We start from the raw sequence: 12,579 nt of genomic DNA on the forward strand, positions 1-12,579 counted from the left end.
AGGCGCCCTACTGTGCCTCGATCTCCGCGTACCGCTGCACCCACGCGTGCATGGCGATCGCGGCCGCGGCGCCCGCGTTGATCGACCGGGTCGAGCCGAACTGGGCGATCGAGCAGACCATCTCCACGTGGGCGCGGGCCTCCTCCGTGAGCCCCGGCCCCTCCTGCCCGAAGAGCAGCACACAGCGGCGGGGCAGCACGGTCCGCTCCAGCGGGACGGCGCCCGGCAGGTTGTCGATGCCGATGACCGGGATGCCCTCGGCCGCCGCCCACGAGGTCAGCGACTCGGTGTCCGGGTGGTGCCGGACGTGCTGGTAGCGGTCGGTGACCATGGCGCCCCGCCGGTTCCAGCGGCGCCGGCCCACGATGTGGACCTCCTTCGCCAGGAACGCGTTGGCGGTCCGCACCACCGAGCCGATGTTGAAGTCGTGGCCCCAGTTCTCCACCGCCACGTGGAAGTCGTGGCGGCGGGTGTCCAGGTCGGCGACGACCGCCTCGCGCGTCCAGTACCGATAGCGGTCCACGACGTTGCGCCGGTCGCCGTCGGCGAGCAGCTCGGGGTCGTACCGCTCGTCCCGCGGCCACGGCTCCGGGTGCGGCCCGACGCCGATCTCGGGGCCGAACCCCTCGTCGTACTGGACCGGCTCGGGCTGTTCTTGCGTGGTGCTCACCCGACGAGGGTACGGGGACCGGGCTCCTCACCCGTACGGCGCTGCTCGGGCAGCGCCTCGGCAGAACCCTCGGCCGGGATCCCCGCGGAGGTCCCGGCGGAGGACCCGGCGGAGGACCCGGCGGGGGTCCGCTTCAGCAGCCGGTCCCTCCCCTTCACCACCCGGGCGCCCAGCCAGACCAGGAACGCGGTCGGCAGGAACACGGCGTCGGCGGAGATCATCGCGAGCGAGAAGACCGGCAGTCCGAGAAGGACCGCGATCCCGGCGTGCTCCATCATCATCACGACGAGCAGGACGTTCTTGACCTTGCGGTTGAAGAGCGTGAACGGGAACGCGACCTGGACGATCACCGTGCCGTAGGTCAGCAGCATCACCATGATCCCGCTGGACCCGAGCAGATCGGACAGGCCCGGCCAGGGCGAGAAGTAGTCCAGGTGGAGCGGGTAGAACAGCGCCGTCCCCTCCTGCCAGCGCGAGCCCTGGATCTTGTACCAGCCGGCCGTGGCGTAGATCAGGCAGACCTCCACCATGAGCACGGCGAGGACGGCGTTGTGCGCGAGGTTGGCGAGGGCGTCCAGCAGGGTCCGCGGCTCCCCGGGCGCCAGCCGGCAGACCAGCCACCACAGGCCGTTCCCGAGCCACAGCACCCACAGCAGCACCGGCACCCACCACTCGCCGGTGACGTCGCTGAACCACGTGGCGGCGAGGAGGAAGCCGCCGAGCACGACCCACAGCAGCGGTCCGACGACATCGCGGCGCGGGGCCTCCCCGGCCTCGGCCGCGCGGGCCTCACGGGCCGCCCGGCGGGCATCGAGCGACCACACCCGGCCACAGCGGGTGAACACCAGGTAGATCGAGACGAGGTGCAGGACGTTGTCGCCGCCGTCGCCCACGAAGACGGACCGGTTCTGCAGCGAGAGCACGCCGACCATGAAGACCACGGACACGGCCCGGGTGCGCCAGCCCACCAGGAGCAGCGCGGCGGACAGCACCGCAAGCCCGTAGACGATCTCGAACCAGACCCCGCCGTCCGACCACATGAGCGCGGTGAAGGCCTTGTTGTCGTCGATCAGCCGGCGCGCCATCTCCCACGACCAGGGGGAGTCGGGACCGTACAGCAGGTGCCGGTAGGGCAGCTCGCGCAGCAGGAAGACCAGCCAGGTCAGCGAGAAGCCGATCCGTACGATCGCGCTCTGGTACGGGGCGAGGGAGCGGCCCGTGACGGCCTGCACCCCGCGGGCGAGCCGGCGGTCGAAGGGCTCGCGGACACACGCGCGCGTGGCGTGGGAGGTGCTCATCGGCCCGCCTCCGTGCTGCTCGCGGCGGCACCGGCGGCCCGGTCGGCATCGGTGATCCTCCACCACGGGAGGTCGCGGTAGGACGGGTTGGACCGCGTCTTCTCGGTGCTCCATCGGGGGGAGGGGACGGACCGGGAGACGGTGCGGAGCTGGATGCGCCGCACGTCGGGTCCGATGGGGCGCCCGTCGCGGCGCTTGAGGTCGTCGAGCCTGAGCATCGCGAGCCGGCGCATGTACTGCTCCGAGAGGGTGCCGCGCAGCCCGTTGGGGCGGTTGGCGTCGTTGTGCGTGTTGAGGTAGAAGTCCACGGCCCTGCGGAGCTGGTTCTGCTGCGAGTGGCTGGGCAGCGGGTTGTGGCGGATGGCCTCGGCGTCCTGCGCGGTGAGGTCGATCCAGCCGGTGGTGCCGCGGCCGCCGTCGGCGTCGGCGAGCTCGGCACGGACCTCGACGGAGACGTTCGTCTGGAGCGGATTGGGCGCGAAGAGCTTCCAGTTCTGCTCGAACTCCGGGTAGATCCAGTCGTCGACGGCCTCGCCGTGCCGCTTGGTCAGCGTGTTGGACGGCGCCACGTGCAGGAAGACCATCGCCAGGTGCACGCAGGTGAACACCGCGACGACGGCGAGCGCGACGGCGACGACGACCTGGTACGGCAGCGAGAGGGCCATGATCCCGGTGCCGGCGGTCCCGGTGCGCCCGGTTCCCTTGCTTCCGCCCTCGGTTCCGGCAGCGGTGCCCGGGGTCTCAGGAGGGCTGATCGGCGGGTCCTCCGGGGGTCTCCGCCCGTCGTCACTCACCTCGACCGCGTCCTTTTCGACGTACGCGTCCATCCCGCCCCGATCCCGATCGGCCCACCTCGGTTATCCACAGGGTTGACACCATACGGGCCGCCGACCCACCATTGAAGTCATTCAACCGAACGATCGGTCGGTAGGGGGTCTGATGACCGCAGTGACGGCAGGGACGGCAGGGACCACGGGCGTGCCCGGCGTGTCGGACACGGCCGCGGCGGCGGAGCAGGCCGCCTACGAGGCCGTGTTCGACGCCGCCGTCGCCGCCGACGAACGGATCGAGCCGCGCGACTGGATGCCCGAGGCCTACCGGGCCTCGCTCGTCCGCCAGATCGCGCAGCACGCCCACTCCGAGATCATCGGCATGCAGCCCGAGGCGAACTGGATCACCCGGGCGCCCTCCCTGCGGCGCAAGGCGATCCTCATGGCCAAGGTGCAGGACGAGGCCGGCCACGGCCTGTACCTGTACAGCGCGGCCGAGACCCTCGGCACCAGCCGCGACGAGCTGCTCGACAAGCTGCACTCCGGCCGCCAGAAGTACTCCTCGATCTTCAACTACCCCACGCTGACCTGGGCCGACGTCGGCGCGATCGGCTGGCTGGTCGACGGCGCCGCGATCACCAACCAGGTCCCGCTCTGCCGCTGCTCCTACGGCCCGTACGCCCGCGCGATGGTCAGGGTCTGCAAGGAGGAGTCCTTCCACCAGCGCCAGGGCTACGAGGCACTGCTCGCCCTGTCGAACGGCACCGAGGCCCAGCACGCCATGGCCCAGGACGCGGTGGACCGCTGGTGGTGGCCCTCGCTGATGATGTTCGGCCCGCCGGACGACGAGTCGACGCACACCGCCCAGGCGATGGCCTGGAAGATCAAGCGCCACTCCAACGACGAACTGCGCCAGCGCTTCGTCGACATCGCCGTCCCGCAGGCCGAGGCCCTCGGCCTCACCCTCCCCGACCCCGACATCCGGTGGAACGAGGAGCGCGGGCACTACGACTTCGGCCCGATCGACTGGACCGAGTTCTGGGACGTCCTCAAGGGGAACGGCCCCTGCAACGACCAGCGGCTCAGCAAGCGGCGCCAGGCCCACGAGGACGGCGCCTGGGTCAGAGAAGCGGCGGCGGCCTACGCGGAGAAGCACACCGGAAAGCACGGGGAGGCACAGGCATGACGACCGACGGTTGGCCGCTGTGGGAGGTGTTCGTGCGCTCCCGCCGCGGGCTGTCCCACACCCACGCGGGCAGTCTCCACGCACCCGACGCGGAGATGGCCCTGCGCAACGCCCGCGACCTCTACACCCGCCGGTCCGAAGGCGTGTCCCTCTGGGTCGTCCCCTCGGCGGCGATCACCGCCTCCTCGCCCGACGAGAAGGACCCGTTCTTCGAGCCGGCCGCGGACAAGCCCTACCGCCACCCGACCTTCTACGAGATCCCGGAGGGGGTGAAGCACCTGTGACCGGCACCACCGACACCCACACCGACGCCGTCACCGCCGCCGCGGCACTCGCCCTCGGCGACGACGCCCTCGTCCTCTCCCACCGCCTGGGGGAGTGGGCCGGCTCCGCCCCCGTCCTGGAGGAGGAGGTCGCCCTGGCCAACATCGCCCTCGACCTCCTCGGCCAGGCCCGGGTCCTCCTCTCCCTCGCCGGGGACGAGGACGAACTGGCCTACCTCCGCGAGGAGCGCTCCTTCCGGAACAGCCAGCTGGTCGAGCAGCCGAACGGCGACTTCGCCCACACCATCGCCCGGCAGCTCTACTTCTCCACCTACCAGCACCTCCTGTACGGACAGCTGGCCACCGGCGACGGCCCCTTCGCCGGCCTCGCCGGCAAGGCCGTCAAGGAGGTCGCCTACCACCAGGACCACGCCGAGCACTGGACCCTCCGCCTCGGCGACGGCACCCCCGAGAGCCACCAGCGGATGCAGCGGGCCTGCGACGCCCTCTGGCGCTACACCGGCGAACTGTTCCAGCCCGTCGACGGCCTCGACCTGGACCTCCCCGCCCTGGAGACCGCCTGGCTCGACTCGGTCACCGACGTCCTCGGCCGGGCCTGCCTCACCGTCCCCTCCGGACCGCGCACGGGCGCCTGGAGCGCGGGCGCCGGCCGACAGGGCCTGCACACCGAACCCTTCGGACGGATGCTCGCCGAGATGCAGCACCTGCACCGCAGCCACCCGGGGGCGACATGGTGACCATGACGGCCCTGGAAGAGGAACTGAGCCGCGTCGCCGGCTCCGTCCCCGATCCGGAGCTGCCCGTCCTCACCCTGGAGGAACTCGGCGTCATGCGGGGCGTGCACGTCCTCGGCCCCGGCCGGGTCGAGGTCTCCCTCACCCCCACCTACACCGGCTGCCCCGCGATCGAGGCGATGGCATCCGACATCGAGCAGGCCCTCCACCGGCACGGCGTACCGGACGTCACCGTCGTCACCGTCCTCGCCCCGGCCTGGTCCACCGACGACATCAGCGAGGAAGGGCGCCGCAAGCTCACCGAGTTCGGCATCGCCCCACCCCGCCCCCAGGGCCCGGCCGGCGGCCCCGTACCGCTCACCCTGGCGATCCGCTGCCCGCACTGCGGATCCACCGACACCGAGCTCCTGAGCCGCTTCTCCTCCACCGCGTGCAAGGCGCTCCGCCGCTGCACCGCCTGCCGCGAACCGTTCGACCACTTCAAGGAGTTGTAGATGGAGTCCTCAGCCGCCGGACGGGCCGGATTCCATCCCCTCAGGGTGAGCGAGGTCGACCGGCTCACGGACGACTCCGTGGCCGTCACCTTCGCGGTCCCGCCCGAACTCCACGAGGCCTACCGCCACCTCCCCGGCCAGCACCTCGCCCTGCGCCGCACCGGCGAACAGGGAGAGGAGATCCGGCGCACCTACTCCATCTGCGCCCCCGCCTCCCCGGCCGGCGAGCCCCCCGTCCTGCGCGTCGGCATCCGCCTCGTCGACGGCGGCTCGTTCTCCACGTACGCCCTCAAGGAACTGGCCGTCGGCGACCTCGTCGAGGTCATGGAGCCGAGGGGCCGCTTCGCGCTCACCCCGCGCCCCGGGCACTTCGCCGCGGTCGTCGGCGGCAGCGGCATCACCCCGGTCCTGTCGATGGCGGCCACCCTGCTCGCCCGCGAGCCGGAGGCCCGGTTCTGCCTGATCCGCAGCGACCGCACCGCCGCGTCCACGATGTTCCTCGACGAGGTCGCCGACCTCAAGGACCGCTACCCGGACCGCTTCCAGCTGGTCACCGTGCTCTCCCGGGAGGAGCAGCAGGCCGGTCTGCCGTCCGGCCGCCTCGACGGCGAGCGGCTCGCCGGACTGCTGCCCGCGCTGCTGCCCGTCGACACGATCGACGGCTGGTTCCTCTGCGGCCCCTTCGGACTCGTCCAGGGCGCCGAGAAGGCGCTGCGCGGCCTGGGCGTCGACCGCAGCCGGATCCACCAGGAGATCTTCCACGTCGACGACGGCTCCGCCCCCGCGCCGGCCCCCGCGGCCGACGCCCCGGCGCACGCCACCCTGACCGCGACCCTCCACGGCCGCTCCGGCACCTGGCCCGTGGAGCGGGGCGAGACGCTCCTCGACACCGTGCTCCGCGCCCGCGCGGACGCCCCGTACGCCTGCAAGGGCGGGGTGTGCGGCACCTGCCGCGCCTTCCTCGTCGGCGGAGAGGTGCGGATGGACCGCAACTTCGCGCTGGAGCCGGAGGAGACCGAAGCCGGATACGTCCTGGCCTGCCAGTCCCACCCGGCCACCCCGGACGTGGAGCTGGACTTCGACCGCTGAGAACCTCTGAGAACCGCTGAGAACCTCTGACGAGCCGGTGGCGCCGAAGAAGTGCGGCGCCACCATTCCCTTCCCCTAGAACCTGTTCTATCTTGACGATCCGTCAGACAGAGACAGTGACGGCAACGGGAAGGCAGCACAGTGGACTTCACCTTCACCGAAGAACAGCAGGCGGCCGTCGAGACGGCCAAGGCGGTCTTCAAGGACGTCACGCCCGACGCCGTCCCGAGCCCCGCCCTCACCCCCGGCGCCGTGGCCGAGGACCACGACCGGCCGCTCTGGTCCCGCCTCGCCGCCGCCGACCTCCTCGGCCTCGCCCTGGCCCCCGAGCACGGCGGCTCCGGACTCGACCCCGTCGCCCTCTGCCTCGTCCTGCGCGAGTCGGCCCGCGTCCTCGCCCGCGTCCCGCTCCTGGAGACCAGCGCCGTCGCCCTGACCGTCGAGCGCCACGCCCACCCCCGTACGGCCGCCGAACTGCTCCCCCGGGTCGCCCGCGGCGAACTCGTCCTCACCGCCGCCTCCCAGGGACGCACCGGTCACGAACCCGCCGACCGCGCCGTCACCGCGCGCCGCGACGGAGCCGACTGGATCCTCGACGGCCTCCAGACCGCCGTCCCCTGGGCCCACACGGCCGACCTCATCGCCGTACCGGCACACACCACCGAGGACCGCACGATCCTCGCCCTGGTACCCCGCACCCACGAGGGCCTCACCCACACCGACCAGTACTCGACCAGCGGCGAACTCCTCGCCGAGCTCCACCTCGACGCCGTACGCCTCGACGACACGAACGTCATCGACACCGACGGCGCCTGGGAACGACTGCGCGACCTTCTCACCACCGGCACCTGCGCGCTCGCCCTCGGCCTCGGCGAGGCCGTCCTCACCATGACGAGCCAGTACACCGGAAAACGCGAACAGTTCGGCCACCCCGTGGCCACGTTCCAGGCCGTCGCCGTCCAGACCGCCGACCGCTACATCGACCTGCGCGCCATGGAGGCCACCCTCTGGCAGGCCGCCTGGCGCCTCTCCAGCGGCGCGGACGGAGCCCTCCCCGCCGCGGGGGACATCGCCGTCGCGAAGATCTGGGCGTCCGAAGGCGTACGACGCGTCGTACAGACCGCCCAGCACCTGCACGGCGGCTTCGGCGCCGACACCGACTACCCGCTGCACCGCTACCACGCCTGGGCCAAGCACCTGGAACTGTCCCTCGGCCCCGCCGCGGCCCACGAGGAGGCCCTCGGTGACCTGCTGGCCGCCCACCCCCTCGGCTGAGACTCAGCCCCGCGTCAGAGGACGAACGCCGGGCTGCCGCCCTCCGCGACCATCGGACGCCCGGCACCGTCCCACGCCAGCATCCCGCCGTCCACGTTCACGGCGTCGAAGCCCTGCTGCACCAGGTACTGCGTGACCTGCGCAGAACGGCCACCCACCCGGCACATCACATACGCGCGACCGTGCTCGGCCACGGCCTCCGTCACCTCACCGAAGCGGGCCACGAAGTCGCTCATCGGCACGTGCAGCGCGCCCTCGACATGACCGGCCGTCCACTCGTCGTCCTCCCTGACGTCCAGCACCAGGGCATCGGCCGGCACGGAAGCCGCGTCCACCGAGGGCAGCGGGGAGAAATTCATGGGACAAGCCTTCTCTCGTCAGTACCGCCCGAAGGGCTCGGGCGCACGGAAAACCTACTGCACCAGCCCGGCCAGCTCGTTCTCCCGCTCGGAGACCTGAGCGAGCAGCTGCTCGGCGATCTCCTCCAGGAGCTGGTCCGGGTCGTCGGGCGCCATCCGCAGCATCGCGCCGATCGCGCTCTCCTCCAGCTCGCGCGCCAGCGCCGACAGCATGTCCTTGCGCTCGGCCAGCCACTCCAGGCGCGCGTACAGCTCCTCGCTCTCGCTGAGCCGCTCCTCGACCGGCACCGGTCCGGCCTCCCACTCCGCGGAGAGCTCACGCAGCAGCGCCTCGTCGCCGCGGGCGTAGGCGGCGTTCACGCGCGTGATGAACTCCTCGCGCCGCTTCCGCTCGTCCTCCTCGCGCGCAAGGTCCGGATGGGCCTTGCGGGCCAGCTCACGGTAGAGCCTGCGGGCCTCCTCACCGGGCCGGACCCGCTTCGGCGGCTGCACCGGCCGGTCGGTGAGCATCGCGGCGGCCTCGGGGGAGAGGCCGTCGCCGTCGATCCAGTCGTGGAACAGCTCGTCCACCCCGGGCATCGGCAGCACCGCGGCCCGCGCCTCCTGCGCCCGCCGCAGATCCTCGGGGTCCCCGGTACGGGCCGCCCGTGCCTCGGCGATCCGCGCGTCGAGCTCGTCGAGCCGCGCGTACATGGGCCCGAGCTTCTGGTGGTGCAGCCGCGAGAAGTTGTCCACCTCGACCCGGAAGGTCTCGACGGCGATCTCGAACTCGATCAACGCCTGCTCGGCCACCCGAACAGCCCGCTCCAACCGAGCCTCGGGCCGCTCGTCCCCGGACTGAAGAGCCTCCGCCTGCTCGCCACCGACCTGCGGGGCATCAGCCTGCTCGCCCCCGGGCTGGTCCGCCTCGGGCCGCTCGTCCCCGGGTCCTTCGTTCACACCCTGGTCCACGCTCACGTCCACGCCGCCCAAGTCCTCGTTCCGCCTCGTCCCACCCAGCCTACGGTCCTCCGGGGGGCCTCCCCCCTCCCTCCCCCTCCCTCCCCTCCCCGTTCAGCTCCCCCGCCCCCGCACGTACCCCCGCACGCTCCCGCGTGCCCCGCCCTCGCTCGGCGTCAGACGCCGAGCTCCGCCGCGATGCGACCCGTGCGGACGGCCGAGAGCAGGTCGGCGTGGTCGGCCGTGGTGCGGTCCGCGTAGGTGACCGCGAAGGCGGCCACGGCCTCGTCGAGCTCCTCGTTCTTGCCGCAGTAGCCGGATATCAGGCGCGGGTCGGCGCTGTGGGCGTGCGCACGGGCGAGCAGGGCCCCGGTCATCCGCCCGTAGTCGTCAAGCTGGTCCACGGTGAGGGCGGCGGGGTCGACGCTGCCCTTGCGGTTGCGGAACTGCCGCACCTGGAACGGACGCCCGTCGACCGTGGTCCAGCCGAGCAGTATGTCGCTGACGACCTGCATCCGCTTCTGCCCGAGCACCACGCGCCGCCCCTCGTGACCGGCGTCCGGCACGGTGAAGCCGGCGGCCGGCAGATGCGGCAGCAGGGCCGACGGCCGGGCCTCCTTCACCTGGAGCACCAGCGGCTCGCCCCGGTGGTCGAGCAGCAGGACCACATAGGAGCGGGTGCCGACGCTCCCGGTGCCGACCACCCGGAAGGCCACGTCGTGGACGGCGTACCGGGCGAGGAGCGGCAGTCGGTCCTCGGACACGGTCTCCAGATACGCGCCGAGGGATTCGGCGACCTCGGCCGCTTCGCCGTCCGGGACCCTGCGCAGCACCGGGGGAGCGGCCACGAATCTGCGGCCGCCGCCCTCGGTGTCCGCGACGGCCTCGGTCGACCGGGCGGCGAACCGGGCGCTCGTGTTGTTGCGGGCCTTGGCGGAGACCCGTTCCAGGGTGCCGAGGAGGTCGCGGGCGTCGGTGTGCGAGACGAGTTCCTCGTCGGCGATCGCGTTCCAGGCGTCGAGCGCGGACAGGCGGGCGAGGAGGCGCATGGTCCGCCGGTACGCGCCGACGGTGTCGAACGCGGCGGCCCGGCACACGTCCTCGCTCGCTCCCACCTCCCGGCCGGCGAGGACGAGGGAGGTGGCGAGCCGCTTGAGGTCCCATTCCCAGGGGCCGACGACGGTCTCGTCGAAGTCGTTGAGGTCCATGACGAGCCGGCCGCGGGCGTCACCGTAGAGGCCGAAGTTGGCGGCGTGCGCGTCGCCGCATATCTGGGCGGCTATCCCGGTGACGGGCGTCCCGACGAGGTCCTGGGCCATCAGTCCGGCGGAGCCGCGCAGGAAGGCGAAGGGGCTCGCCGCCATCCTGCCGACCCGTATCGGGGTGAGCTCGGGGACCCGGCCGCGGCTGGATTCCTCGACGGCGCGCACGGCGTCCGGGCGGTCGGCGGCGAGGGCCGGCCGGTCGTGCGAGGAACGGGGCACCCGCTCGCGCAGTTGCTTGCCGCGGTCCTTGGGGGAGATCCCGGTGCCGGGGGCGACGCGGCGCGCGAACCCCTGCACGTGCGGGACGCGCGCCTCGTCCTGTGCTCCGTCCGTACCGCGCTGTCCTGGCACGACGGCCCGGATCTCGTCCATGGGACGCCCTCCCCCGATGCGATGTCCAACATCATCCGGCCCCGACCGTACCGCCGTTCCCGATCAGCCGTCTCCCCCTGTGGACAACGCACCCAGGAGCCTGTGGACAACCTCCGCAACCCCTGCTCGGGCCCGGTCCTCAGACCGCGACGACCTCCTCGATCTCCTCCTCGATCTCCTCCTCGGCCGCCTTCTCCACCTCGGCCTCGGCCTCGCCCCGGGCTTCGGCGCCCGTCTCGGCTTCCACCGGGGTCCTGCGCCGCGCCTCCGTGAGCCCGGCGACGACGACGAGGGCCGCTCCGGCAAGGAGCCAGAGGGCGAGGACGAGCAGGTTGCGGCCGAGCTCGTGGCCGTCGAAGTAGACGTGGCCGCGTACTCCCTCGACGAAGCCCGCGCCGTTCCAGAAGGCGTGCAGCGCGCCGAAGAAGCCGGGCTGCAGCTCGGGCCGGTAGATGCCGCCGGAGCTCGTGAAGTTGAGCATGACGAAGAGCACCATCACGCCGAGGGTGGTCCAGCGGCGCAGGAAGGTGTGGAGGCCGACGCCGACGGCGAGGATGCCCGCCGCGTACAGCCAGGCCATCGCCCATACGCCGCCGAGGCCCTGGTCGACCAGGTGGAAGACCGGCCCGGCGAAGAGGGTGCCGACGAGGCTGACGACGAGCGACATGCCGGCGGCGAGGAGGGCCCTGATCCGCATGGGCAGGACGGCTCCGGCTCCGCCGATGACGGCGACCGAGGCGTACGCGCCGATGCTGAGGGCGACGAGCAGGAAGAAGACGCCCTGGCCCGTGGGGTCGCCGGAGGCGGTGGGGGCGATGTCGGTGACCTTGAGCGGCGCGTTCTGGGCGGCGGCGACCTTGGTGAACACCTTCTCGACCGCCATGGCGCTGGTGTCGGAGGAGCCCGAGGCGACGAGCAGCTCGGGGCTCTTCCCGGGGATGTAGGCGCCGAAGCTGCGCTGTTCGCGGAGTGCGGTGACGGCCGTGTCCCGGTCGGCGACGGTACGGACGTCGAGGGCGCCGTCGCCCTTGTTCTGGAGGGTCTGCGCGAGGACCTGCGTGGTGGGGCCGGAGCCGACGACGTCGACGCGCAGGTCGTGGGGTTCGGGCGCGTGGAAGGCACCGAGGTAGGCGAGCCCCATGCCGATGCACATCAACAGGGGGGTGAGCAGATGTCCGAGGACATGCCGCAACGCACCGCTGGTGTTCGGTCCTGCGGACACCGAGACCTCCATGGTTGGCTTTTACAACTAAACAACCGTTGTACTATACAACCGAAAGCCCGCAGGGGTCGACCGGAGTCCGGGCAACCCCGAACGACAGCAGGGAGCGCACGATGACCGGCGGCGCACAGCCACCCCGCGAGGCGTCCGTGGACGTCATCCAGCGCGAGCTGACGGCCTTCGCCCGCCGGGCGCGCGCCGCGGCGGCCCGGGTCCACCCCGAGCTCCCGCTCGTCTCGTACACGCTCCTCGCCCACATCGAGGAGCAGCGCGGCTGCCGCGCCACCGACCTCGCGGCCCACTACTTCCTGGACAAGTCGACGGTGAGCCGTCAGGTCGCGGGTCTGGAGAAGCTCGGTTTCGTCGAGCGCCGCCCGGCCCCCGACGACCACCGGGTGCACGTCCTGCACCCCACGGAGGCCGGCACCAGGGTCCTGGCCGCGGCCCAGACCAACCGCATGGCCGCCTTCCAGGAGCGCCTGGAGGACTGGCCGGCCGAGGACCTCGCCCAATTCGCCGCGTACCTGCTGCGCTACAACGCCGCGGCCGCGAGCACGGGCACCCCGCCGAACTGAACCCCGGCCACGAGCACCGGCAACCGGCAACCGGCAACCGGCAACCG

14 protein-coding genes are annotated in these 12,579 nt (G+C 72.3%); 7 read left to right on the forward strand and 7 right to left on the reverse strand.

Going from position 1 to position 12,579, the window contains the following annotated elements; translation table 11 throughout:
- Positions 1-7 precede the first annotated feature (7 nt).
- The 3 genes from AB5J54_RS19905 to AB5J54_RS19915 are packed head-to-tail and all read right to left on the reverse strand — an operon-like array spanning position 8 to position 2,795.
- Entirely contained in the window at positions 8-670 is a 663-nt protein-coding gene (locus AB5J54_RS19905) for a TrmH family RNA methyltransferase (RefSeq protein ID WP_369145266.1), read from the reverse strand.
- The gene (locus AB5J54_RS19910; protein WP_369145267.1) at positions 667-1,968 is read right to left on the reverse strand and encodes an HTTM domain-containing protein; all 1,302 of its coding nucleotides are present in this window, start codon (positions 1,966-1,968) and stop codon (positions 667-669) included. The genes AB5J54_RS19905 and AB5J54_RS19910 overlap by 4 nt, the downstream gene beginning before the upstream one ends.
- Positions 1,965-2,795: a DUF5819 family protein gene (locus tag AB5J54_RS19915; protein ID WP_369145268.1), complete on the reverse strand. Its 831-nt coding sequence runs from the start codon at positions 2,793-2,795 to the stop codon at positions 1,965-1,967. Before AB5J54_RS19915 ends, AB5J54_RS19910 begins: the two co-directional genes overlap by 4 nt.
- Before the next feature lie 112 nt (positions 2,796-2,907).
- Between AB5J54_RS19915 and paaA the strand changes: the two genes are divergently transcribed.
- The 6 genes from paaA to AB5J54_RS19945 all read left to right on the forward strand — a co-directional run bounded on the left by paaA (position 2,908) and on the right by AB5J54_RS19945 (position 7,800).
- Positions 2,908-3,924: a 1,2-phenylacetyl-CoA epoxidase subunit PaaA gene (paaA, locus tag AB5J54_RS19920; protein WP_369145269.1), complete on the forward strand. Its 1,017-nt coding sequence runs from the start codon at positions 2,908-2,910 to the stop codon at positions 3,922-3,924.
- Positions 3,921-4,208: a 1,2-phenylacetyl-CoA epoxidase subunit PaaB gene (paaB, locus tag AB5J54_RS19925; protein WP_352018146.1), complete on the forward strand. Its 288-nt coding sequence runs from the start codon at positions 3,921-3,923 to the stop codon at positions 4,206-4,208. Before paaA ends, paaB begins: the two co-directional genes overlap by 4 nt.
- The gene (gene paaC, locus AB5J54_RS19930; RefSeq protein WP_369145270.1) at positions 4,205-4,945 is read left to right on the forward strand and encodes a 1,2-phenylacetyl-CoA epoxidase subunit PaaC; all 741 of its coding nucleotides are present in this window, start codon (positions 4,205-4,207) and stop codon (positions 4,943-4,945) included. Before paaB ends, paaC begins: the two co-directional genes overlap by 4 nt.
- Positions 4,939-5,436: a 1,2-phenylacetyl-CoA epoxidase subunit PaaD gene (gene paaD, locus AB5J54_RS19935; RefSeq protein ID WP_369145271.1), complete on the forward strand. Its 498-nt coding sequence runs from the start codon at positions 4,939-4,941 to the stop codon at positions 5,434-5,436. The genes paaC and paaD overlap by 7 nt, the downstream gene beginning before the upstream one ends.
- The gene (locus AB5J54_RS19940) at positions 5,437-6,525 is read left to right on the forward strand and encodes a 2Fe-2S iron-sulfur cluster-binding protein (RefSeq protein WP_369145272.1); all 1,089 of its coding nucleotides are present in this window, start codon (positions 5,437-5,439) and stop codon (positions 6,523-6,525) included.
- A 141-nt stretch (positions 6,526-6,666) separates the two neighbouring features.
- A complete protein-coding gene (locus AB5J54_RS19945; RefSeq protein ID WP_369145273.1) occupies positions 6,667-7,800 on the forward strand; it encodes an acyl-CoA dehydrogenase family protein in 1,134 nt (377 codons plus the stop codon).
- A gap of 14 nt (positions 7,801-7,814) precedes the next feature.
- On the opposite strand, the gene AB5J54_RS19950 is transcribed toward AB5J54_RS19945, so the two are convergent.
- From AB5J54_RS19950 to AB5J54_RS19965, 4 genes are all read right to left on the reverse strand, one after another.
- Entirely contained in the window at positions 7,815-8,159 is a 345-nt protein-coding gene (locus tag AB5J54_RS19950) for a rhodanese-like domain-containing protein (protein WP_369145274.1), read from the reverse strand.
- Positions 8,160-8,213: 54 nt separating this feature from the next.
- Positions 8,214-8,969, reverse strand: a complete 756-nt coding sequence (locus AB5J54_RS19955; protein ID WP_369149405.1) for a hypothetical protein — start codon at positions 8,967-8,969, stop codon at positions 8,214-8,216.
- A gap of 305 nt (positions 8,970-9,274) precedes the next feature.
- A complete protein-coding gene (locus AB5J54_RS19960; RefSeq protein WP_369145275.1) occupies positions 9,275-10,735 on the reverse strand; it encodes a DUF2252 domain-containing protein in 1,461 nt (486 codons plus the stop codon).
- Positions 10,736-10,874: 139 nt separating this feature from the next.
- On the reverse strand, positions 10,875-11,957 hold the full coding sequence (locus AB5J54_RS19965; RefSeq protein WP_369145276.1) for a hypothetical protein: 1,083 nt from the start codon (positions 11,955-11,957) through the stop codon (positions 10,875-10,877).
- A 113-nt stretch (positions 11,958-12,070) separates the two neighbouring features.
- On the opposite strand from AB5J54_RS19965, the gene AB5J54_RS19970 reads away from it, so the two are divergent.
- Positions 12,071-12,532, forward strand: coding sequence for a MarR family winged helix-turn-helix transcriptional regulator (locus AB5J54_RS19970; RefSeq protein WP_369145277.1), 462 nt, complete (start codon positions 12,071-12,073; stop codon positions 12,530-12,532).
- Positions 12,533-12,579: the final 47 nt, after the last annotated feature.

The organism is Streptomyces sp. R44 (genome assembly GCF_041053105.1).
Taxonomy (GTDB): domain Bacteria; phylum Actinomycetota; class Actinomycetes; order Streptomycetales; family Streptomycetaceae; genus Streptomyces.

Coding starts and splice junctions, on each gene's coding strand:
- AB5J54_RS19910 (WP_369145267.1), bottom strand. CDS start 1,968: ATGAGCACCTCCCACGCCACGCGCGCGTGTGTCCGCGAGCCCTTCGAC.
- AB5J54_RS19915 (WP_369145268.1), bottom strand. CDS start 2,795: ATGGACGCGTACGTCGAAAAGGACGCGGTCGAGGTGAGTGACGACGGG.
- paaA (WP_369145269.1), top strand. CDS start 2,908: ATGACCGCAGTGACGGCAGGGACGGCAGGGACCACGGGCGTGCCCGGC.
- paaB (WP_352018146.1), top strand. CDS start 3,921: ATGACGACCGACGGTTGGCCGCTGTGGGAGGTGTTCGTGCGCTCCCGC.
- paaD (WP_369145271.1), top strand. CDS start 4,939: ATGGTGACCATGACGGCCCTGGAAGAGGAACTGAGCCGCGTCGCCGGC.
- AB5J54_RS19940 (WP_369145272.1), top strand. CDS start 5,437: ATGGAGTCCTCAGCCGCCGGACGGGCCGGATTCCATCCCCTCAGGGTG.
- AB5J54_RS19950 (WP_369145274.1), bottom strand. CDS start 8,159: ATGAATTTCTCCCCGCTGCCCTCGGTGGACGCGGCTTCCGTGCCGGCC.
- AB5J54_RS19960 (WP_369145275.1), bottom strand. CDS start 10,735: ATGGACGAGATCCGGGCCGTCGTGCCAGGACAGCGCGGTACGGACGGA.
- AB5J54_RS19970 (WP_369145277.1), top strand. CDS start 12,071: ATGACCGGCGGCGCACAGCCACCCCGCGAGGCGTCCGTGGACGTCATC.